The 22,498-nt window shown below is 50.1% G+C and carries 16 protein-coding genes; 5 read left to right on the top strand and 11 right to left on the bottom strand.

What is annotated here, in order from left to right; genetic code table 11:
- Window positions 1-9: 9 nt before the first annotated feature.
- The 6 genes from ACX1C1_RS11300 to ACX1C1_RS11275 form a co-directional block, all read right to left on the bottom strand.
- The gene (locus ACX1C1_RS11300) at window positions 10-879 is read right to left on the bottom strand and encodes an ABC transporter permease (protein ID WP_458957662.1); all 870 of its coding nucleotides are present in this window, start codon (window positions 877-879) and stop codon (window positions 10-12) included.
- A 109-nt stretch (window positions 880-988) separates the two neighbouring features.
- Complete coding sequence (locus ACX1C1_RS11295) at window positions 989-3,844, bottom strand: beta-galactosidase (protein WP_458957170.1); 2,856 nt, start codon at window positions 3,842-3,844, stop codon at window positions 989-991.
- A 329-nt stretch (window positions 3,845-4,173) separates the two neighbouring features.
- Entirely contained in the window at window positions 4,174-5,238 is a 1,065-nt protein-coding gene (locus tag ACX1C1_RS11290) for a LacI family DNA-binding transcriptional regulator (protein ID WP_458957169.1), read from the bottom strand.
- Between the two features lie 171 nt (window positions 5,239-5,409).
- Window positions 5,410-7,896 carry a pullulanase X25 domain-containing protein gene (locus ACX1C1_RS11285; protein ID WP_458957168.1) on the bottom strand — a complete coding sequence of 829 codons (2,487 nt, stop codon included), beginning with the start codon at window positions 7,894-7,896 and terminating at the stop codon, window positions 5,410-5,412.
- A gap of 234 nt (window positions 7,897-8,130) precedes the next feature.
- Window positions 8,131-9,690: an ABC-F family ATP-binding cassette domain-containing protein gene (locus ACX1C1_RS11280; protein ID WP_458957167.1), complete on the bottom strand. Its 1,560-nt coding sequence runs from the start codon at window positions 9,688-9,690 to the stop codon at window positions 8,131-8,133.
- A 96-nt stretch (window positions 9,691-9,786) separates the two neighbouring features.
- On the bottom strand, window positions 9,787-11,034 hold the full coding sequence (locus tag ACX1C1_RS11275) for an MFS transporter (RefSeq protein WP_458957166.1): 1,248 nt from the start codon (window positions 11,032-11,034) through the stop codon (window positions 9,787-9,789).
- 808 nt (window positions 11,035-11,842) lie between these two features.
- Between ACX1C1_RS11275 and ACX1C1_RS11270 the strand changes: the two genes are divergently transcribed.
- A complete protein-coding gene (locus tag ACX1C1_RS11270; RefSeq protein WP_458957165.1) occupies window positions 11,843-12,958 on the top strand; it encodes a metallophosphoesterase in 1,116 nt (371 codons plus the stop codon).
- On the opposite strand, the gene ACX1C1_RS11265 is transcribed toward ACX1C1_RS11270, so the two are convergent.
- Window positions 12,931-13,836, bottom strand: coding sequence for a helix-turn-helix domain-containing protein (locus tag ACX1C1_RS11265; RefSeq protein ID WP_458957164.1), 906 nt, complete (start codon window positions 13,834-13,836; stop codon window positions 12,931-12,933). The two genes, ACX1C1_RS11270 and ACX1C1_RS11265, sit on opposite strands and share 28 nt — an antisense overlap.
- 130 nt (window positions 13,837-13,966) lie before the next feature.
- Here ACX1C1_RS11265 and ACX1C1_RS11260 point away from each other — a divergent pair, with 130 nt between their 5' ends.
- Window positions 13,967-14,956 (top strand): Gfo/Idh/MocA family protein, encoded by a 990-nt coding sequence (locus ACX1C1_RS11260; RefSeq protein WP_458957163.1) that lies wholly within the window; start codon window positions 13,967-13,969, stop codon window positions 14,954-14,956.
- On the top strand, window positions 14,949-15,935 hold the full coding sequence (locus tag ACX1C1_RS11255; protein ID WP_458957162.1) for a Gfo/Idh/MocA family protein: 987 nt from the start codon (window positions 14,949-14,951) through the stop codon (window positions 15,933-15,935). Before ACX1C1_RS11260 ends, ACX1C1_RS11255 begins: the two co-directional genes overlap by 8 nt.
- 85 nt (window positions 15,936-16,020) lie before the next feature.
- Here ACX1C1_RS11255 and ACX1C1_RS11250 read toward each other — a convergent pair whose 3' ends face one another.
- The 3 genes from ACX1C1_RS11250 to trpB form a co-directional block, all read right to left on the bottom strand.
- On the bottom strand, window positions 16,021-17,016 hold the full coding sequence (locus tag ACX1C1_RS11250) for a phosphotransferase enzyme family protein (protein ID WP_458957161.1): 996 nt from the start codon (window positions 17,014-17,016) through the stop codon (window positions 16,021-16,023).
- Window positions 17,009-18,052 (bottom strand): ribosome small subunit-dependent GTPase A, encoded by a 1,044-nt coding sequence (rsgA, locus tag ACX1C1_RS11245; RefSeq protein WP_458957160.1) that lies wholly within the window; start codon window positions 18,050-18,052, stop codon window positions 17,009-17,011. The genes ACX1C1_RS11250 and rsgA overlap by 8 nt, the downstream gene beginning before the upstream one ends.
- Window positions 18,053-18,371: 319 nt before the next feature.
- Window positions 18,372-19,532 carry a tryptophan synthase subunit beta gene (gene trpB, locus ACX1C1_RS11240; protein WP_458957159.1) on the bottom strand — a complete coding sequence of 387 codons (1,161 nt, stop codon included), beginning with the start codon at window positions 19,530-19,532 and terminating at the stop codon, window positions 18,372-18,374.
- Window positions 19,533-19,713: 181 nt separating this feature from the next.
- Here trpB and ACX1C1_RS11235 point away from each other — a divergent pair, with 181 nt between their 5' ends.
- A complete protein-coding gene (locus ACX1C1_RS11235) occupies window positions 19,714-20,721 on the top strand; it encodes a glycosyltransferase family protein (RefSeq protein ID WP_458957158.1) in 1,008 nt (335 codons plus the stop codon).
- A gap of 125 nt (window positions 20,722-20,846) precedes the next feature.
- On the opposite strand, the gene ACX1C1_RS11230 is transcribed toward ACX1C1_RS11235, so the two are convergent.
- Window positions 20,847-21,674, bottom strand: a complete 828-nt coding sequence (locus ACX1C1_RS11230) for an MBL fold metallo-hydrolase (protein ID WP_458957157.1) — start codon at window positions 21,672-21,674, stop codon at window positions 20,847-20,849.
- A 189-nt stretch (window positions 21,675-21,863) separates the two neighbouring features.
- Here ACX1C1_RS11230 and ACX1C1_RS11225 point away from each other — a divergent pair, with 189 nt between their 5' ends.
- Window positions 21,864-22,466: a TetR/AcrR family transcriptional regulator gene (locus ACX1C1_RS11225; RefSeq protein WP_458957156.1), complete on the top strand. Its 603-nt coding sequence runs from the start codon at window positions 21,864-21,866 to the stop codon at window positions 22,464-22,466.
- Window positions 22,467-22,498 lie beyond the last annotated feature (32 nt).

Here is a 22,498-nt window from a genome sequence, read left to right as displayed (position 1 = left end):
TTCGGTGGTTTAAAATAACGAATTTTCAGGCGAAGCTTTACGCACAAGCCAGTTCGCAGTAATTACCACAACAAATCCGAATACGGATTGATATAAGCTGACAGCGCTTCCAATCGAGAAGTTGAAGTTCGTCATGAGGGAGCGGAATACATACGTTTCGATAATATCCGTCGTGGCGTACAATGCAGTGTTATTGGCGCCCACAAGGTTGTAGAACAAACCGAAATTACCCTTGAGGACTCCTCCCAATGAGAATAGGAGCAAAATGATGAAGGTCGGCTTGAGCCACGGCAGAATAATATAAACAATACGCTGGAACGCATTCGCCCCGTCGATCTCCGAGGCTTCTATAATTTCGTTATCGAGGCCCATAATTGCCGCAAAGTAGATGATGGAGCCGTAACCCGTCGACTGCCATAAGAATGTAATGACGATGATGAAAGGCCAGATCACGGGGTTGGAGTACGTCTTGACCGGCTCCATGCCAAGCGCTTGCAGTACGCCATTTAATACGCCGTAATCGTAGCTGAGAATGTTGTAGGCGATTAGACCGATCAAGACAGCTGAAATGAAGTGCGGGAGGAACATAAGCGTCTGGGCGATTTTCTTAAACCATTTGCGCCGTAGCTCGTTCAGCAACACCGCCACAAAAATTTGGAGTACGTTGCCTAGGAGGATAAACCCGATATTGTACGCAACCGTATTGAAGGTCAGCCTCCACAGATCCCCGTTCATGACAAGGAAACGGAAGTTATCGAACGCGACGAACGGGCTCTTGAAGATCCCATCAGAGTAGTTGTACTGGATAAAGGCTAGATATAGGCCGGGCATTGGCATGTAGGCAAATACGATAAAAAAGGCGATCGCCGGCAAACACATGAACAGCAAAGTTCGGTTGTTAAGCAATCTCCGCAGCTTGCCGGACGGCGCTCTGGCGGGCTTGAGCCTAGGTTTTTTCTTGAGAACAGTTTCCATCGCTGCTTCCCTCCTATTCTGGTTGTTGGACGGGGTGGAATGTAATGGCATCCAGTCGACCATTCGTAGATGGATCCACCGCTTCTACCATAATTGCAAGCCTTGTCGTCCCTTCTTCAAGCCAAGCTCCCGGCACATACCCCGATTGTTGACTGCCTCCGGTCACTACGGGGCGCTCTACTCCTCCCGGCAACCATATCCGGGCAATGATCGTTTCCTTCAGAAATACCGTGAGTTTCAGTCCAGTTCCTTCAAACATGATGCGCCAGCCTTTTCCTTCCGAGGAATTTATCGCTTCTCCGAACAGCCACGCGACCGCTCCGGGCTGCAGTAGCAGAGGAAAATGTACGACTTCTGTATCCGACGCTTTGTCGTCTGCATCCTGAAGCAGCTCGGTCTCCTCTGCCGCCGAAATCCGCCAGCCGTTAGCTTCCACACCTTCTAAGAGCTCCACAACTCCAGCCGGCAACCCTAATGCGGATTCTAAGAATACGGTCAATTCTACTTTCCCGCCTGGTGTTACGAAGGAAGTAATGTCCACAAACGGATCAAATGGATTAACGTCGCAAACCTCAACTCCACCTACAAACAGCTTGGCGCGCGCTTGGAGCCCTTCGAATCGCAACGTCCACGCGTTCGCATTGGGCGATGCAGCGAATGCGCAGTTGTACAGCTCGAAGGCCGGATGGTCCGGCGACAGCCACCCGCCGAAGGACACGACCGGCCATAAGCTTCGATCGGCATCGACACTAACAAGCTCTGGCGAGAAGCTGTGGTCCTTGCCATGATGGACTCGCCACTGATTAAGCGAAGCAACCCGCGTAATGACTGTCGCCCCTCCAAGCCCTTTGCCAGCGTTTAATCGAAGTGCAGGCAACCGAATATCATCAAAGTTCGAATGTCCCCATATCTCGACCCGTGCCCGTATGCTCACGTTTTCTTCATTGTGCTCCATTCCGCTTAAGAAGACAGACTTGTCGTCGATAACCAAATATCTGCTGCCGCCACCCGGTGCGGTTGTCCCCATATAGCTATTGCCTGCATATAGCGAGACGACATCACCGGCTTGCCGTACAAGAATTCCTTTAGCTTGCTCAAGGACTGCGTACCCGGCACTTCCCTCATACCAGGCATAACCGCGATAGACGCCAAGCTTCTCCAGTCGTTCAAGCTGTGCATTCTCTCCCGGCTCTGCATCTGAAGCAACAAGCACGTTTCGCGTAAGGGATGGCGTTTCTGTACAAGGCGGGCTCTGTCTCCACTGCTTGACAGCAGGTTGCTCCACCGCCGTATATCGCAGCCGTTGACCTAACTGCGGGATACCGCTAACGTCCAGCTTCTCGGCCAACAAAGCATCTTCCCTGTTGTGCACGATCAACGTCAGCTCATTGCCCGCCTCATTCTTTAACGTGATACGAGTTTCCGTTCGGGCAGCGTCGTATTTGAAAACAATCTCCTTTTCGGCTCTCTCCAGCTCTCCTTGCTCGCCATGGAGCATGATCGACTCTTCCGTGGATAACCGAATTTCTCCCGGACCTTCCTTATGGAAGAACAGGACCGTACCGCCCGATGGCAAAGTCTCTGAACGATACAGCTCTGATGTCGATGATCGCAACACCCCCTCCATCCCCCAGCGATTGAGCGGTACCTGGACGGGAAGCGCCAAGGATCTGCCTCCTGACAGAATGAAGCTGTCGCTGTCTGCCAGATCGATCACTTCGTACAAGAGTCGAATTTGTTTATCACTGTCGTCCAGATTAGTTACAAACACAAGAGACCCGCCTCCGTGAAGTGCCAACGTGAACGGTCCTGCGATCCCGTCCGACTCTCCGCCAATCCGGCATTCGCTCTCCTGCACCTTCGCCTCCGCAATCGCCGATCCATACGCATCCATCAAGCGCCGAAGAAGTCGTCCTTCATAGGCCTCCTCGCGAATGTGACCTTCCGGAGAGATCATCCCGTGGAAATCATAATCGGAGGTCAAGAAGGCTAGCGGCTTACCCCAATTGTTTGTTGCATTGTTAAAGCCGAAGTCCGTGCCCGATACTTGCAGGTATGGACCTAGCAGCTTCGCGCCGCATGAGAGAAGCCGGCGTAGAAGATAATGAGATCGATTCGTCTCCGTCACCAGCAGCGGATAACCTAGACTGCTCAGCAGCTCGCCGTATCCGCGTACCTTGTGTTCGAACGCGGGGTCGCGATCATTCGGGTAGAAGTTGCAAGTGGGCATCACGCCTTCGACTAATCCACTCGCCTCCCTTATCCCTCCTTGACCGGCGCAGGCGAAGAGCGGCACTGTAATCCCACGCTCGATCGCCATGTCTCGCAGCGCAGTCATATATCCTGCCGGATCCATGCAGCCATAGAAGTCCAGCTCGTTGTCGAGCTGCATCGCGATGATCGTTCCCCCGTGCCCAACCTGGTAGCTGGATAGGATAGGGAGGATCGCATCCATCCAACGAGAAACGGCGGCAAGAAACCTGGGCTCGTTGTCGCGTAGTCTCATGGTCTCATCCGCAAGCAAGTAGGCGGGTAGCGCACCTCCGTCCCATTCGGAGCAGATGTACGGTCCCGGTCTTGCTACCACCCATAACCCGCAGTCTTTGGCCGCTTGCAGGAAGGCGGCGACATCCCTCTCGCCTTGGAACTCCCATATCCCTTCCTTACGCTCGTGATAGTTCCACGGAAAATAAACGTCAATCGCGTTGTAGCCGAAGGCCGACAGCTGCTCCATCCTCTCCCGCCAATCGGCTCTAGGAATGCGAAAGTAAAATAAGGATGCGCATAACAATAGCTCCGACTTGCCTTGTATTCGGATACCGTCGACCTCGAAACTTACGGATTCTTCTACTCGTACATTGTCATTCATTATTCTTCCTCCCCTGTGGCGTCTTATCGAAAGAGAATCATGAAAAAGAAAACGTTGCATTGCTTTCGGGTCATTTATGTAACCCGTTTCATGAAACCCGTTAATATTTGAGAATAACAAAAACACACTCCTATACCTAACTATTCAAACATCTGCCAAAATACCGAAGCTCGGTCCTCTGAAGTATGCTTGCGCTAGAATCTAGAAGTGTGTTGTTATGTAAGGTTATGTCTGTAACGGGTTTCACAATCGACCAACATGTATCGGCCTCTTTTCAATTCCGATTGTAGGTGATCTTGTAAGCGTTGTCAATTACATTTTTTTATGTATTATTTTTTGGATGTTTGTATGATGAGAGGCGCAGTTGATTCCCTGACCACTAGCTCTGGCTCAATGACAGTCGTTCTGCGTACCTTTGTTTTGGAGATAAGACCATGCATTAATTCGGCAGCTCCCTTGCCTACGTCGTAACATTTGAGCGAAACGGTTGTCAGCTCTGGTGTACTGTGCGAAGCAAATGGAATATCATCGAAGCCGATTACGGATAAATCCTCCGGAACTCGCAGTCCTGCCTTAAAAGCCACCTTCATGACGCCGATTGCCACTAAATCATTCGCACAGAAGATGGCGGTTGGGCGTTCCTTGCCCGCAAGCAGAGCGAGCATCAGTGCCTTGCCGCGCTCCACGGAAAATCCACCGTCCAGCACCCATTCCGGTCGCACTTCTATCCCATGCTTATCCATCGTTGATTTGAACCCTTGGATGCGTTGCAACGTATTCGACATCTTGCGATACCCGCCGACAAATGCGATTTGGCGATGCCCTAGTTCGACCAAATGCTCCGTCGCCAGCACTGCCCCTGCTTTCTCGTCGACATAGATACGGTTCAGCCTCTCGCCTTGCAGTTGCCCGTTAATGAGCAGCAATGGCAGCCGTTTGCTTACTTCGGCAACCTCCTGGACGAGACGTTTGTCTGGCTTCGCCAAATTGATGCGGCCCCCGATCATAACAAGACCATCTACCTGTTTCTCTAGAAGCAAGTTCAGGTACTGAGACTCTCTTACATATTGCTCCTCATAGTCAGCGTTAAGCGAAACAGTGTCGCACAGGAATATCGTATAACCTTTGCTTCGCAGCTCCTGCTCCAATCCTGCCAATACTTCTGGGAAAAAGGGATTCGTGATGTCTGGAAGTATAACGCCAATCATACTGGTTTCCTTCTTAAACAAGCTGCGTGCGAGCGCGTTCGGCTGGAACTGGTACTTATCGATCAAATCATTGATCTTGTCCCTCGTCGACTTCTTGACGGGCGCCGTATTGTTCAGCACCCGCGACACTGTTGCGACAGATACGCCTGCTTCTCTAGCAATATCGTAGACCGTAACCGGTTTCATATTGCACGCACCTCCTCCCTGTTGATTCATTTGTAGGATATCAAATTTCCTGAATATTGCAATTAATATTTTAAGTTATGGTTGTCACTATCACGCAGATCCACCGCGACCAATCACCAAACAAACAAGCTCACCAGCGACTGAGTCACCGGCGAGCTTGCACCAGTCTTATTATTCTGTGTCAGACATCCGAATAATGACTGCGGTTAACGGATCGAGTGTGATCGTGTTCGTCGTCAAGTGGAAGCCTGCAGGCGCCATAACTTCAGTTACTCCCGCCGACTCTCCGTCCGCAAGCACCTCTCCTGTGCTGAGGTCCTCTGGCAATGACTCCAGCGACAGCGTCCGCTCCCGTTCATCGGCGTTGACGAATACATAATAGCTCCCCATGCCGTCCGTAGATTGACAGCGGTAGGCGATGGCGAGATCAAACTCTCCGATTTGCGGCACATCCACCATCGTCACGTTGCTGTTCACCGTATCTATATCCCTTAACCGGAATGCGTCCGTCGACTTCCTGAGTGCGATGAGGCCAGCCGTGTAGCGGCGGGTCCGCTCATGCTCGGGATACCGGGCACTGTCCGTCGCCTTGCGCCAGTCGAACATGTTGATGGCATCCGACGAATCGTAAGAATTGTGAATATAGTAACCAATATTCTCTCCGTTACGGTTAAAATGCGGATGGGCATGCGCGCTGGGCGCTCCTTCCCCGTTCCACCGTTTGGTCCTGCCGAATTCTTGGCCGGCTTGCATAAAGACCGTACCCTGCGCTGTGAACAGCAGCACATGGGCTAACCTCAAACGACGATGTATATGCCGCTCATCGGCAGGGTTCGATGGATCTGCCCTTAACGTGACAGCGATAATGTCGTGAAGCGTCAAATTATCGTGCGCCTCCAGGTATTGCACCATATCGCCAGGAGCGTCAGCCGGCGTGTTGTAAGGCTGCGCCTTAATATTACGGAACAGCGTGTGGATATGTCTGGCTCCTCTCGTCAAGAAACGGGGTTCGCCTTCGCTGCCGAAGCCGGACTTCAGCTCGTTGCGGAACTCGTCGGAGAAAACGCCAACATCGTCCGTCTTATTCATCCAGTCTTGATCCGCGCCTAAGCCCGCGAGTGCAGGCTCCCCTAGATGGCCCGCGAATGTCCGCCAGCCTTCGCCGATAAACAGCGGGTTCGGATGAATCGCCGCCGCTTCATCATAGGCACGCTGCACTGCCGGATATGTCGCGTCGCCCATCATGTCCCAGCGCATACCATCGATCTTGAATTCGCTGAACCAATATTTCACGGAATCCACCATAAGCTTCTCCGCCATCTTGTGGTTGGTCGCCAGATTGCTGCCGAAGCCGCCAAGCAGCTCGCCCGCTCCGTTGCGATAGAAGTAGTAACCCGGCACGATATCCTCCAGCAGCCAGGCTTTCGCCATATGTGTGTACACAACGTCCAAAATCACACCCATGCCCGCACTATGGATAGCCGCGATCAGCTCCTTAAGCTCCTTGATCCGCAGCACGGCATCTCGTGGGTTCTCCGAATAAGCGCCATCCGGGCTGAAATAGCTATGCGGATCATACCCCCAGTTGTACTGGTTATTCTCCGTGGAGTGAACCAGCTCCCGCTCCGACATCGCGGCTTCATCGCCGTAATACCAAGCCATAACAGGCAATAGCTGTATGTGTGTCACACCTAACGAACGAATGTAGTCCAGCTTATTGATGAATGCGCGAAAAGTCCCCCATCTTGCGTGCAGATCCCCCTCGATCTCCGGGTCGGATGTAAAATCCCGAATATGCGTCTCATAAATAATCGCATCTTCTCGTCGCTCGTAGCCTTCGATTACCGCGTGTGCTAATCCGCCTGCTGGATTCGTCCCTTGCAGGTCAATGATCGCCGCTTTGCCAACAGCGTCACGGTCTGCTCCAAGCGGCAGTCCTGCCGGACTAACCCGAAATTCCGCCATCGATTTGGCGTAGGGATCCAGCACCCTGCGCGTCGTCTCGCCGTGCGTCACCTCGTACTGATAGTAATACCCTTTGGTATCCGCGATACCAAGTTTCTCCGGCGTGACGGTCACCGACCATACACCTTGCCCGCCTCGCTCCAGCAGCATGAAGCCGAGTTCACATTCGGCATCGTCTTTATCATAGAATCGGGCGGTAACTGCGTCAGCCTTCGGCGCCCATAATTTCAGCGTGGTTATACCATCGTTGTAAACTGCGCCAAGATCGTCACCGTCATAATAAAAGGTTGCATCCAGTTCGGCCCATGTAGCTGCCGCGGCATCGGAGTCCGGTTTGCCTTCAACCCACTGCGCCACTCTCTTGGATGCGGCATCGTCGTGAAAAATAAACGTTACCTCCTTCGGGGCGTCAAGCCTGAACGTAATATTGCCGCCTCCCCGTGCTCCGTTAACGCCATAGTTTTCGCTCCAGTTGCCGTTAACGGCAACCTTGTATTCATAATGGCCGGGATTCAGCGGTACTTTCAGGATATGCATATTATTGCCGATGTTGATCATGCGAAGCTTTTCATCATCCGTAGTCCAGTCGCTGGCGATTCCCGCTTGCGTCCCGAAGTTGCCGGAAACAAACGCTACTCTATGAGCAGAAACCGGTCTTTCCGTTCGTTTCGGCGTATTGATGATCGTTGGCATGGCTTCACAACCTTCCGGTAGATATCATTCTATCACGTGTTGATAGACGATTATGATCTAGTATGAGCGCATCCAGCGGCTTTTATAACACAGAATGCTAGACCGTTTCAAAAACTCTCTTTAACCATATGATCGTCAATCTAGCAATGATAGTTTAGTCCTATACCGAAAGATTCGGAGGAAACACAAAAACTGGATCAGGCCTCATAGGCTCGATCCAGTTTTACAGCTAATTTACCGTCCCACGCTCTGCATCGACCAAGCTTCAACATCCCAAGTTTTGGTCACCCAGTCTTCGTAGAAATCAGGTTCGTGCGACACCAGAACGACAGTGCCCTTGTATGCGGTAAGCGCCCGCTTGAGCTCGGCCTTGGCACGGATGTCCAAGTGGTTCGTCGGTTCGTCGAACAGAATCCAGTTACTCTCTCGCATCATCAGCTTACAGAGACGAACCTTGGCCTGCTCGCCGCCGCTGAGCTGATTAAGCGCGCGCGTAATATGCTCGTTCTTAAGTCCGCAACGAGCCAGCGCCGCTCTGACCTCATGCTGATTCATGGAGGAGAACTCATTCCATACATCCTCAAGCGGCGTCATTGTAGGCGCTTTGGCTTCCTGCTCGAAGTAGGCTGGCGAGAGATAATCGCCGAGATAAGTCGTGCCGTCTAGAGGAGGAACAACGCCAAGTATCGTCTTGAGCAGCGTTGACTTGCCGACCCCGTTGCAGCCCACGATCGCGATCTTGTCGCCGCGCTCGATCACCATATCCATCTTCGGCAGAAGCGGTCGATTGTAGCCGATCACCATTCCGGCTGCTTCGAATACAACCTTGCCGCTCGTTCTGGATTCTTTGAAGTTAAACGTCGGTTTCGCCGCTTCCTCCGGCTTGTCGATCCGGTCGATCCGATCAAGCTGCTTCTCGCGGCTCTTTGCCCGTCCGGAGGTCGAAGCACGCGCTTTGTTTTTCTGAATAAACTCTTCTTGTTTCTTAATATAATCCTGCTGCTTCTCGTAGGCGTCGATATGCTGCGCCTTGTTCAGCTCGGACATCTCCAGGAACTTCTCGTAGTTAGCCGAGTATCGCGTCATCTTCGTAAATTCGAGATGATAAATCACGTTAACGACTTGATTCATGAATCCTGTTTCATGGGAGATGAGAATGAAGGCGAAAGGATAGTTTTTCAAATAATTGGTCAACCAATTAATATGCTCTTCGTCCAAATAGTTCGTAGGCTCATCGAGCAGCAGCACGCCCGGCTTCTCTAGCAGCAGCTTGGCAAGCAGCACCTTCGTCCGCTGTCCTCCGCTTAGCGCCGTGACATCACGGTCAAGCCCAATAGCGTTAAGCCCCAGACCGTTAGCCATCTCGTCCACTTTGACGTCAATGAGGTAGAAATCCCCGATTTCAAGCAGCTCTTGGATCTCGCCCATACGAACCAGCAACTGGTCCAGCTTATCTGGATCAGCGTCGCTCATCTGCGACGTGATGTCGTTCAGCTCCTCTTCTAATACGAGCAATGGAGCGAAGGCATCCTTAAGCACATCCCGAATTGTCTTGCCTGCTTCCAGCTTCGTATGCTGGTCCAAATAACCGTATTGCACGCGCGGCGTCCACTCTACCTTACCTTCATCCTTAAGCAGCTTGCCCGTCAGAATGTTCATAAGCGTGGACTTCCCCGTGCCGTTCGCCCCTACAAGTCCGACACGCTCGCCCTCCAACAATCGGAAGGAGACGTTTCTAAACAATACCCGATCGCCAAACGTATGTGATAATTGCTCAACAGTCAACAAACTCATAATTGCTATCTCCATTCTTTCAATGCCCTGCAGGGAAGCAGAGCTCGCTCAAATCACTCGTATCATTGTAACACATTAACGTTCAGAGATAATTGGCTATTCCTGTGATACTGCCTCGGCGGCTGGTTTGCCCGCTTCGATCAATCGTTTGTTGAAGACGAACATGAGTGCCAGCAGCAAAATGAATATGCCCGTTCCGACCAGCAGCCATTCAATCTCGATCACATCGGCGAGCGGTCCAAATATCATCATTCCGATCGGCATCATGGAGGTCGAAATCATCCCAAACACGCCGAAGATCCGGCCCAAATAGTTGGGATCCACCTTTTCCTGCAAGAGGACGGTAGTCGGCGTATTCGCCATCGGCATACCTAAACCGAATAGTCCCATCACGAATAAGTAGAACCAAAAGTTCGGCACAATACCTAACAATAACGTACATGTACCCATAATAAAATTAGCGAACGCCATTGTGTATACTTTGTTGCGGAAGCCTCCCCAGGATGCAATGATCGCTCCACCAGCCATCATCCCGACGGAAAAGGCAATTTCGATGGCCGTTAATCGCCAATAATCATCTCCGAAGCTGCGCGTCACTTGCAGCGGTGTCAAGAAAGCCGCCGGTGCCATCAATACGAAGAAAAAGGCGAAGAAAATAAAAAACGGTTTGAGGAAGCTATGATTCTTAATGTAAGTCAGACCCAACTTAAAGTCATCCATATAGCTTGTTGTTTGCGCATCCGAAGCCTTCTGGTGAATGGGGATTTTCAGGAAGAACAATAATACAGAAATCGCAATAACAGCCGTAATCACGTCGATAAACAGAATAACCTCCAAGGTGGAGAAGCTAAGCAGCGATGCGCTGACGATCGGCGCCACGAACATCATTAACGCCTGCAAAGTTCCATTAATGCCGTTAACCTTCGTTAGTTTGTCTTCAGGAACGATCTGTGGCAATATCGCACCGACTGCAGGTGTCTGTATCCCTGCTCCAAGCGCACGAACGGCGGCAATCACAAATAGAAGCCACGGGGCATCATAACCAGATAAGAAGGTGACAGCCAGCAGCAACGTCACGGAAGCAATCAACGTATCCGCAATCATGATCAGATATTTGCGATTGAAACGGTCCGCCCATACCCCTGCGAACGGAGATAAGAGAAACGTAGGGATGAATCCGCAAATAATAAATAAGGTCATCATCAGCCCTGATTGGGTCGTAAGCGTTACATGCCACATAATCGCGTACTGCACTAACGCCGAGCCGAACAACGAAATCGTTTGGCTGCTTAGGAAAAGAATAATATTACGTTTCCAGTTTTTTTTGTCATCGGTAAGAGTCATGTCCAACACCCTTCTAATACGATTTGTACACATCGCTACTCTAGTTGCAACAAGCACCCTAGTAATAGTCATTGCCAATTTTCATAGAACTAATTCTTTACGCTAGTTTCAGATCTCGGTTCCATATACTTCATATACTTCGGCTTCACCCATACACAGCGATATTGGACTGCTCAAGCTCGAGCTGGATAGCAGCCCAACGGATTTAAGAGAATACGGCAGGATGTTTCCGACTGCACCTCGCTCTGCAAACCTCACACCTTCTGACAGCTAGATATGGAGACATTTGCTCTACCTCGCTGTTTTTCATACGAATTTTCATTTTATATAATGGAATAGACCGATTGAAAGCATGATGAAAGGGTGATTGCACTGAATTATGTAGACATGTTGGGGCGTAAGAGCACGATACTGAAACACAGGATGAACGCTATGCTCAAGAAGCAGAATTCACAGAGCTTGAGCACGCAAGAAAAGCACCTCTACCAATCCATGATTAAAGAATGGCATCAAGTCGAGAACGAGCTCTCGACGAACCGTCAAGATTCTTAAGCGTACTTATTCCTTCTGCCTTATTATACTTGCAAGCGGAGCTGCTTCAGCCAGAAGCGGCTCCGCTTGTTTGTTAGATAGATCCCTCCTTAGACGCCGCGAAGTCACGCCGTTACATTCGGCATCGGATTGGGGTATCATATTTGATAGATGATCCAAACAATTCCGGCTGCTCCCATATGGAACGATGCTCGGGGCATATACGTATGGATTGAAGCTCGGCAATTCTGGCTGTCAGGTTGATAAGGAGGACATCATGTTTATTGTCTTGGGGATCGTATTCATCGCGTTGTATGGTTTAATCGTATTCTATATCGGATGGAGCGGCTGGAGATGGATCAAGCCAGCGGTATCTCACAGATTCCGTCTATTCTACATCATTACGCTCGTTTTCCTCGCGAGCTCGCTAATCTTGTCCAGAGTCGTTGCAGGTTCCGCTATTCTAAGCATTATCGGGAGCTATTGGCTCGCCGTGTTCAGCTTATTAGCGCTCTTATTGCCGCTCGTTCACCTGACCGTCTGGATCACAAGGCTGACCCGCCTTCCTCGGCATGCCGTCCAGAAGTGGTCCGGGATCACCACGTTGATTGTACTGGTCGCCCTGCTGGTTTACGGAAGCTTCCAAGCATTCACTCCAACCGTTCGTGATTACAGCATAACGATCGACAAGAAAGGTCCAGAGAAAGGCGAGCTTCATATCGTCATGGCATCCGATATGCACTTTGGTTATTTGTCGGACAAGCGTCACGCCGAACGGATGGTTAAGGAGATTAATGATCTTAGCCCGGATATCGTATTGCTCCCTGGCGATATCGTGGATGATGACATCGTTCCCTATAAGCATCAGGGCATCGGCAATACGTTATCCAAGATTCAAGCTCCACTAGGCGTCTACGCTTCATTAGGCAATCACGACAGATTCAAAGGCGATACGGAAGAGCTGATTAGTCTGATTGAGGAAAGCGGAATCGATGTGCTCTATGATGAGACTATTGACGTCGGGGGCTGGCTGAAGCTTGTTGGACGCAAGGACTACAGCGATACGGAGAGAGCCGAACTCGCTACCTTACTGAATGGTCAAGATTTATCTAGTCCCGTCATTATGCTGGAGCATCAGCCCGTCGAATTCGATATAGCAGAGCAACATGGCATTGATCTGATTCTGTCCGGACACACGCATTATGGACAAGTTGCACCAGGTAACTTGATCACGGAGATGCTGTTCGAGAACGATTGGGGTCACCTGCAGAAGGGGCGGATGCACTCCATCGTGTCCTCCGGTTTCGGCTTCTGGGGACCGCCCATCCGGATCGGCTCACAGGCCGAGATCGTATCGATCCGCGTTCACTTCTCCGGATCCAACAATGAATGAGCCGGATTCGATCCTTGCATCCGCGTCTTATATTGTTTCGGCGTGCAGCCGACATAACGTTTGAACAGTTCATAGAAATGAGCCATATTCTCAATGCCGATTTCGCTTGCGATTTCGGCTATATTTTTGTTATCGACCGCCAGCAATCTCTCCGCCTTCGCAATACGTTTACGATTGACATAATCAACAAACGAGATACCCGACTTCTTCTTGAAATACTTTGAAAAATAAGCGTAACTCATCCCCGCTGCTTGGCACACGGTAGACATTTCGATTTTCTCCGCCAAATGACTCTCTACATAGTCGGTGACTTTACGAAGAAGCTCCGCATCCATTACATCATAAGCCTGCAGTCGTTCCTGATCGTCGTTCCGAAGCAGCGTCAACAGGAGTTGTTTGATCGATATGCTGATTGCCAGCTCATACCCTTTCTGCTGCGTGGCAATCTCGTGATGAATATCGAGCAGAATCGCAGCGGTCTCGCTCTGCACCTGACTTGACTCCCGAAAGATATAATTTAATTCTTCAAGGGGATTGATCATCTCCATGAAGTGCCGAGAGTAGTTCATCGTCGCGGGATCAAAATACGGTTCGAAGTTGACATGAACGACTAGGTAGGTCACTTCCCTGTTGGCCGGATATCGCGGTCTATGAATCTGAGAGGAGCCGATTACCAGCACATCTCCCGTATTCAGCACATGCGAATGAGCAGGCATATCGATTTCATGAACACCATCGAGGACTAAAATGAATTCAACTTCCTTATGATAATGCCACAATGGCACGAACGTATTCTGTTCCACAGGCTGCGTGAAAATGCTGGCTTTCAGGCAAAGTTGAGGGTTCTGATAATAAATGGGCTCTTGAAAAAAATCCACGATAACTCCCCCCATCTACGTAATGATAAATTTGGATACAAACAGGTTAAATACCCGCATATACTTCTGCCCATCCAAAATGTATCATCTTTTCATATACAAGTATATACGAAGCGAAGGAGCTATTGTGATGAAGATTGCCGTATTAGGCTGTGGCGGCATGGGACAAGTCCATGCAAATATTTATGCGAATATGAACGGAGTAGAGCTCACTTGCGTCTGCGATGACCAGTTGTCCAGTGCCGAGCACTTGGCTTCCATTACAGGTGCCAGCGCTTATTCCAGCTTCGAGACCATGCTTGCACAAGCCGATTTTGAAGTCGTTAGTATTACGCTTCCTAGCCATCTGCACAAGGCATATACCCTGCTCGCCGCCCAAGCTGGCAAACATATCATCTGCGAGAAGCCGATCGCGCTGACGCTCGAAGATGCCGCTGACATGATACGCTGCTGCGAAGAGAATGGCGTTCGATTGTTTATCGGGCATGTCGTTCGGTTCTTCCCCGAGTATGTGAATATGAAGCAAGCGCTGGAACAAGGCCGTATCGGACGGCCAGGCGTCGCACACGCTAGTCGTATCGGTGCACATCCCGGTCCTTCCAAGCCTTGGTTTGCCCAGATGAACAAAAGCGGCGGCGTAATCGTCGATCTTATGATCCATGATCTGGACTTCTTGAGATGGACGCTCGGCGAGGTATCGACAGTCTATGGCTTGAACCGTAATCAAAAAGGACTCGATTACGCCCTGGTCACACTTCAATTCGAAAGCGGAGTTGTCGCGAACGTAGAAGCGAACTGGGGATTCCCTGGCCCCTTCCATACCAAGGCCGAAATAGCGGGAAGCGAAGGCATTGTCGTTGCCAATAGCTTAAAAAACAGCTCGCTCCAGGTATTCAAAACAAACCAAGACGGCGCTTCCGATTCCATATCGAGCAGCCCCGGCTTCCATAGTCCATACGAGCTGCAACTGAACCATTTTGTACAATGCATTCGCACCGGTGAAGAAGCGATCGTTACGCCCGAAGATGCCTATCGGGCATTGGAGCTGGCTCTAGCGGCACTCGAGAGCGTTCGTACAGGCAAAGCCGTTCATCTGCAAGGAGGACAAAACCATGCGTAAACTGAAAATCGGAATGATAAGTTTTGCCCACGGACATGCTTTTTCGTATTTTGAACAGCTTCACGCTCTGTCAGAGGTCGAAATATCGGGTATCGCCGACTCCGTTTACGATCGGGTAGAATCGCTTATCACCACTCATCAGATCCCCTTCTACGCAGATTACCATAGCCTTCTGGATACGGATATCGATGCGGTTGTCATCTGCTCCGAGAATGTCTATCATGCGGAGATGACGATTGCGGCAGCTCGTAAAGGAAAACATGTGCTGTGCGAGAAGCCGCTTGGCATTACGACAGACGAAATGCAGGCTATGATCGATGCTTGCCGCGATAACGAGGTCCAGCTGATGACGGCTTTCCCTTGCCGATATCTGGCTTCCGTTATCGAAGCCAAGAAGGTAATCGATCGCGGAGACATCGGCGAGATTGTTGCGATCAAGGGTACGAATCGCGGCTCCTTCCCTGGCGGCTGGTTCACTGATCCCAAGCTTTCCGGCGGCGGAGCACTCCTTGACCATACCGTCCATGTCATGGATTTGATGAACTGGTTCATCGGTTCGAAGGTGGAAGAAGTCTACGCTTATGCAGCCACATTGTTTAACGAGAGCAGCGCCGTGGATGATGCCGGCATGATCCATATGAAATTCGCTAACGGCGCATTCGGCGTTATCGATACGAGCTGGTCCAGACGCCCTCCCTTCCCGACTTGGGGCGATGTAACCATGGAGATTATAGGAACTGCAGGCGTGATCTCCATTGATGGATTTGGTCAGAAAAATGATCTGTACAGCAGTGGGATCGGAGCTGGACAGTGGAGCTTCTGGGGTGACAACATGGATGAGCAGCTCGTTCGCGACTTCGTAGGAGCATTGTTAAGCGGCAAGAACGTTCCGATCAGCGGCGAAGACGGCATGCGCTCTGCAGAGGTTGCGCTCGCAGGATACCGTTCGTTGGCGGCGAAGCAGCCCGTTCAGTTGTAATCATATCTGTAATCCTCAAAGCGAGAGACCGTTGCCCCGTGGGACGGTCTCTCTTCTAATGAAAGGATACGCGTCCGCACTCCCTCTATCCAAGCTCCAGATCCATGCAGGGCTCACCGTTTGCAATCCCTTCGATATTCCATCGCAGCCAATGTTGCTGCGCTTCCGTCCCTTTTCTCCATTCGTTCAGTAAGATCATACACAAATCGATCCGTCGTTTCTCAACAAACAGCGACAGTTGCTCCAGCTCCTGCGAACTCACGGAGCGTTCCTTTGCATACCCCTCCATGAAATGGGCAAAAAATCGTTTGGCCGCTTCGGTCGTCTGCTCTCTCCCTGACGCCGGCGTGCTCCATTGCGGGAATGTCGCAGCGTAATACACAGCCATGGCCATATCCTGCACGAAATAGTCGTCACCGCAATCATCAAAGTCAAAGGCATGGATGCGGCCTTGATCGACATAGAAGTTGCCATGATGCAGATCCCGATGACACATTCCGTATCGGTAGCGGCTTCTAGGCAGTCGCAGAATCCGTTCCTCGTACAGCTTGAAGGATTGGGATAACATCCGCTCCTCTTCAGGCAGATCTGGCGCCGGCTCGTACGGGGGTTCATCCTGCGTCATTCTATTCGGGCCGCCTTCCCGACTGATATAGTTCAAGGCGCATTGATGCATGCGTCCCGTTATACGCCCCCACTCTGCAAACAGCGAATCATTCCACTCCGTTTGACCTCCATAGATATGCCCTCCAGGCGCCCTCTCGAATGCCGTTGCCAGGAACGTTCCACTCTCACCTGCTATTCTTTCGATTAATCTCCCGCTTGGCGAAGGCAGCGGCTTACAGACATTGACCTCACATTCAGCCAGATAGAGAACGAAGTTCAGCTCCGCCTGTACCTGCTCCTCTGTTCGGTGTGATGTGTGTGTGATCCGCAGGATGGTATTGTCGCCCTGTTGATTCATGCCATAAATCAAATTCTCAAATCCGCCGACTTTGGCAATCTCGTTCCCACGAATCCCGTAACAAGTCGCTGCCTCCGCTAAACGATCATCAGTAAATCCCTTATGCCAACTATTCATTCGTCCGCTCCCTCCCCCCCGACTTGCGATTCCTTTTGTTTAACTGTCTATCCTTCTGCTGTTCCCTGCGCATCGCGTAAGCCAGCTCCTTCTCCATCTTGATATAGTTCTGATACCTTTTCATATCCAGCTCACCGGCAGCGATAGCGCTCCGAATCGCGCAGCCCGGCTCGCGCCGATGCTGACAGTCGCGGTATCGGCATTGCTCGCTAAGCGCTGCAATATCCTCGAACGCAGCTCCAGCACCTTCGTCCGAAGCGTTCAGCTGAAGCTCTCTCATGCCCGGCGTATCGACGATAATTCCGCCCTGAGGCAATACAATGAGCTCGCGATGCGTCGTCGTATGTTTGCCACGGCCGTCCCCGTATCGGATGTCATTGACCCTCTGCAATGCCTTATTGGCCAGGGCATTAATAAGCGTCGATTTGCCTACGCCCGACGAGCCGACCACCGCCATCGTATGGCCATGGATCAGATAAGGCTCCAGTGCCTGCACCCCTTGCGTCGGTGCACTGACAGCATGCACGGGGACGCCAGGCGCGATCGCCTCCACTTGCGCAACTTGCCGATCCGCATCATCGCTAAGATCCGACTTGCTGAGGACGATAACCGGCCTCGCTCCGCTCTCCCAGACAAAGAGAAGATAACGTTCCATTCTGCGGAGATTATAATCCTGATTCAGCGCCATCACAATAAAGACCGTATCGATATTGGCTGCCACAATCTGTTCTTCCGTCTGCGATCCCGCCACATTACGGGCTACCTTACTTGTTCTCGGCAAGACGGCATGAATGATCGCACGGTCCGCCTCCTGCTTCATCACTACCCAATCGCCGACAGCAGGAAGATCGGTACGTCTCGCTGCCGCAAATCTCAGCTTGCCAGCCAGCTCACCAAGCGTCTCTCCGTATGCCGAGGCAACATGGTACAATTCCCGATGCTCCATCGTTATACGTCCTGCCTGATAACCACGATCCTTGAACGGCTCGTAGTGTTGCTGGAACAAGTCATTCCAGCCTAGTTCGGTTAATTCCAAATGTAATTCCTCCAATAATTGTTTTGGATAACACAAAGAAGCCGCAATAGTGTCATTACTATCGGCAGCTTCTCCATGTCGGCTATAAGTAAAAAAGACATAGAAAAGCCCCGGAAACCATCCTTTGGATTCCGGGGCAATTCGCTCATAAACTCAAACGTTTAGCACATTGAGCCGTGAGGAGCGCCGCCGTCAACCAAAGCCTTCACCATCATCATTGTCGTCATTGTCCTCACTCCTTCCAGTCTTTGTGCTGTAAATATAACATGCAGGTCGTGCTATTGATAGTCCAAGAACAAGTATAACCAATTAGTTGGCACTACTTGATCATCTGGTACACTTGCTCAACATCCTTGTCGCCGCGACCCGACAGATTCACAATCAGAATCCCGCCCCGATCCATCGTCGGCGCCAATTTCTTGGCATAAGCCACCGCATGCGCGCTTTCCAGAGCCGGGATAATTCCCTCCGTACGGGAAAGCTCTTGGAATGCCTGAAGCACTTCTTCGTTCGTAACGGTGGCATATTCAGCCCGTCCCGTCACCTTCAGATGGCTATGCTCAGGTCCGATACCAGGATAGTCCAAGCCGGCGGCTATCGAATATGTCTTCCGAGGTTCGCCGTTCTCGTCCAGCAGCACCAAACATTTGAAGCCATGAATGATACCAGGAACACCTTCGGTTAAAGTAGGCGCTTGATCTGGCTCAACGCCAATCAAACGAACGCTCGGCTCATCGATGTAGTGGGCGAACGCGCCAATCGCATTGCTGCCGCCTCCTGCGCAAGCGATTACCGCATCCGGCAATCGACCTTCCTTCTCCAGAATCTGCCGCTTCGATTCTTCACTAATGACGGCTTGGAAGTGCTTGACCATCGTCGGGAACGGATGCGGCCCAACTGCGGAACCTAGCAAATAAAATGTATGTTTATAATTGCGTACCAGATCGCCTAGTGCTTCATCCACTGCATCCTTTAGTCTGCCTTGACCTTTATCGACCGGGACAACAGTAGCGCCTAGCAGCTCCATCCGGAACACATTCAGTGCCTGACGACGCGTATCTTCGGCTCCCATATAGATGACACAATCCATATTGAACATCGCGCAAGCGGTGGCCGTTGCAACGCCGTGTTGGCCAGCGCCAGTCTCGGCAATAATCCGTTTGGCACCCATTCGTTTAGCGAGCAGAATCTGGCCAATCGCATTGTTAATTTTATGTGCGCCAGTATGATTCAGATCCTCGCGTTTTAAGTAGATCTTAGGACCACCCCACGCCTCGGTCAATCGCTCTGCGTACGTCAGCGGGCTCTGGCGTCCCACATATTCGCGCAGGTAATAACTAAGCTCTTCCTTAAATTCCGGATCATCCTTGAACTTATTAAATTGCTCACTCAAATAACCGAGCACTTCCTGCAACTCTGGCGGAACGAAACTTCCCCCGAATTCTCCGAAGTATCCCTCTTGCTGCAATTGTTCGTTCATACGTACGCCCTCCATAAATGGATTTAGTAGTTTACCTCTATTATATTAGCATATATTTCATATTCGTCTCACTACCGGGTGTTCGTATATTCTGCCCCATCGTCCAAGCTCATAACGAAAAGGTCGAATATAGTAACTTAAGAAGAGGAAATCGGGTTCTACTAGAGGAGGAGGGTTTCATTTGAAGGTTCTGCATCTGCCATACGGTATTGGCATGAGCACGTTAAGTCAAGCCTTACGGAATTTAGGTGTTAACGCTACTTCGCTCAGTTTGAGAGACAATCGTTACTCATACCTGGCTGATCTTCAAGTGTACTTTACCGATTATCCAGCGAGCGAAGCCAAAGAAAAGAAAAAGGCTTTATTTGAGGAGGCAATGGAAAAATACGATATTTTCCACTTTCATTTTGGCGAAACCTTTTACCCCGATAAAAGAGATTTGGATATGCTCAAAACACGCGGCAAAAAGCTGGTTATGAATCATCGCGGGTCCGAGGTTCGTATGTTATCCGTTGCACAAGGTTTTCATAATCCCTATGTGAGGGTAAAGTCCTCATGGAGAAAAGAAGATAAGATTCGTAACAATCTCTCCTATCTCTCACACTATATTGATCATGCCATCGTGAACGATCACGAATTATTGTCATATGTTGAGCCCTATTATAAGAAGGTTCATATTCTGCCGCATGCGATCGAAGCCAAAAAGTTTCAGACTCATTATCCACTCGCTGGCACCAAGCCGCATATCGTTCATGCGCCAACCCATCAGGGAGTTAAAGGAAGCGAGTTTATTATGGCTGCGGTTGATCAACTGAGAGAGGACGGCTTCGATTTTGATTTCACCCTGATAGAGGGATATCCTCACCAAGAGGCGATGGAGCTCTACCAGAAGGCGACCATTGTCATCGATCAATTGCTCATAGGGGCTTACGGACATGTTAGTGTAGAGGCCATGGCGATGGGCAAACCGGTCGTATGTTTTATTAGAGATGATCTCAAGGTTAAGTATCCGCACGATCTCCCAATTATTAGCGCTAATCCAGATACGGTGTATCATGTACTAAAGGCGATGCTTCAAAACCCTGCCACTCTGCCGTCCATTGGAGAACGTAGTCGCAATTACGCGCTCCAGCATCACGATCTGGATACAGTAGCACATAAACTCATTCAAATATATAGGGAGCTTTAATCAATAAAAGATTTGACAAGTGGAGCGGCTTCAACAGGTTAGCCGAATAGTACAGAAGAAGCGGCCAATGGCCGCTTTTTCTGTACTATAACGGATGGATGACTCACGGCCAGCATATGGTGGAGCTATTTATGAGAAGTCTCGAGGGATATGCATTCATTTATCATCTCCGGCTGGTTGTTCGCGCAAGATGGTTGGATAGTGATGAACTCTCCATCGTTCGGGACATACACATGCTCGGATATACGATGATCCCCCAGAAACTTGGACAGCGCAGCTCGCGTAAGCGTGCAATGGCTAATCGCTTCCATATGGACGGCAATTATTTGGGATGAAGGTGAGATTGCTATGATCTCCTTAATATCTGATGGGGTCATCGTAATAATCGTACCAAACAGCATCTGAGCTCTCGGTGCATTGACGATACAGAGGTGTGGTTGATATTGTGCAAAAACCTGGCGAATCGGATCGGTCAGAATACAATCTCCCACGATGTACAACGATCCTTCGCCCGGGGTGTTCAAGATATAACCGGATACGGGACCAAGCAGCCTGGCGGTGAATCCTTTGGCATGCTGCCCGCTAATTCTCCGAATGTCGATACCGCACCACGTCCGCGATTGCTTTATGCTATAAACATTGTGAAAGCCCCAATCCTTTAGCTTTTGTTGATCTGCAGGCTGACAGAATACAGGAATTCCTTTGTTCAGTATTTGCTGTGCGGCTTTATCGAAATGATCGAAGTGCAAATGAGTAACCAGAATTGCATCGATGTAATCAAATGTATCAAGAGAAACGGGCAGCGGAGAAATCGGGTTCCGGCGCAGGCTCCGGGTTAAGGGGACAGGAGGAAGCTGCCCCACATCGCTTAACATAGGATCTACAAGAATGGTCTTCCCATTGATAGTGATGATAGAAGTCGCATTTCGGATATGTTGAATGGTTAATGACATGAATAACATCTCCTGCTCATTTCGAATTTTTAGAACCGACCGGTCTGTTTTTAAATTAGCAAACAACGGTCTTTATTGCAACTTATTTTTTATCCTCTTAGAGAATTTGTGCATGATGAAAGGCTTGTTTTGCTAAGCGGCCTATGTTATTTTAAGACCAAACGGTATGTTTTAACGGAGGCTGCAATTATGAGAAAAGGGCAAATGACAAAGGAACATATTATCCGCGAGTCTTCGGTGTTATTTAATACAAAGGGCTATAACGCAGCTTCTTTATCAGACATTATGGAGAAATGCGGGATTCGCAAAGGCGGAATATACAATCACTTTGCAAATAAAGATGAAATTGCGATCGCAGCCTTTGATTATTTGTTCTCGCAGCTATTGGCGTTATTATCGGATGCGATGAAAGCTGCAGTTACTTCAAAAGAGAAGCTGCTTGCGATCGGCGAGGTATATATAGATATCGTTGAGAATGAAGCTCTGATCGGAGGTTGTCCGCTGCTTAATGCCGCTGTCGAGCATGATGAATCTCAATCGATGATGAGAGAGCGGACGCAGCAGGCGGTACAATATTTGATTAATAGGCTGACAGAAATGATCCAACAGGGGGTTGCTTCGCAGGAGTTCAGAGAGGATATTGTAGTCGAAGAAGCAGCCACAAGCATCGTTGCGATTATTGAGGGCGGTGTCATGTTAAGCAGGCTGCTTGAGGATCGAAGGTATATGAGACATTGCGTTCATCATATGACGCAATTTATAGATGACCGCCTGTTGGCGCGCAGCCAATAGATCGTCTCCTTGATCAGGAGAACGATCTATTG

The organism is Paenibacillus sp. strain BS8-2, assembly GCF_054483835.1.
Note: the sequence above shows the minus strand (reverse complement) of the source record. Positions and strands in the feature narration are given on the sequence as shown.

Coding starts and splice junctions, on each gene's coding strand:
- ACX1C1_RS11300 (WP_458957662.1), bottom strand. CDS start 879: ATGTGTTTGCCGGCGATCGCCTTTTTTATCGTATTTGCCTACATGCCA.
- ACX1C1_RS11295 (WP_458957170.1), bottom strand. CDS start 3,844: ATGAATGACAATGTACGAGTAGAAGAATCCGTAAGTTTCGAGGTCGAC.
- ACX1C1_RS11290 (WP_458957169.1), bottom strand. CDS start 5,238: ATGAAACCGGTTACGGTCTACGATATTGCTAGAGAAGCAGGCGTATCT.
- ACX1C1_RS11285 (WP_458957168.1), bottom strand. CDS start 7,896: ATGCCAACGATCATCAATACGCCGAAACGAACGGAAAGACCGGTTTCT.
- ACX1C1_RS11280 (WP_458957167.1), bottom strand. CDS start 9,690: ATGAGTTTGTTGACTGTTGAGCAATTATCACATACGTTTGGCGATCGG.
- ACX1C1_RS11275 (WP_458957166.1), bottom strand. CDS start 11,034: ATGACTCTTACCGATGACAAAAAAAACTGGAAACGTAATATTATTCTT.
- ACX1C1_RS11270 (WP_458957165.1), top strand. CDS start 11,843: ATGTTTATTGTCTTGGGGATCGTATTCATCGCGTTGTATGGTTTAATC.
- ACX1C1_RS11260 (WP_458957163.1), top strand. CDS start 13,967: ATGAAGATTGCCGTATTAGGCTGTGGCGGCATGGGACAAGTCCATGCA.
- ACX1C1_RS11255 (WP_458957162.1), top strand. CDS start 14,949: ATGCGTAAACTGAAAATCGGAATGATAAGTTTTGCCCACGGACATGCT.
- ACX1C1_RS11250 (WP_458957161.1), bottom strand. CDS start 17,016: ATGAATAGTTGGCATAAGGGATTTACTGATGATCGTTTAGCGGAGGCA.
- trpB (WP_458957159.1), bottom strand. CDS start 19,532: ATGAACGAACAATTGCAGCAAGAGGGATACTTCGGAGAATTCGGGGGA.
- ACX1C1_RS11230 (WP_458957157.1), bottom strand. CDS start 21,674: ATGTCATTAACCATTCAACATATCCGAAATGCGACTTCTATCATCACT.
- ACX1C1_RS11225 (WP_458957156.1), top strand. CDS start 21,864: ATGAGAAAAGGGCAAATGACAAAGGAACATATTATCCGCGAGTCTTCG.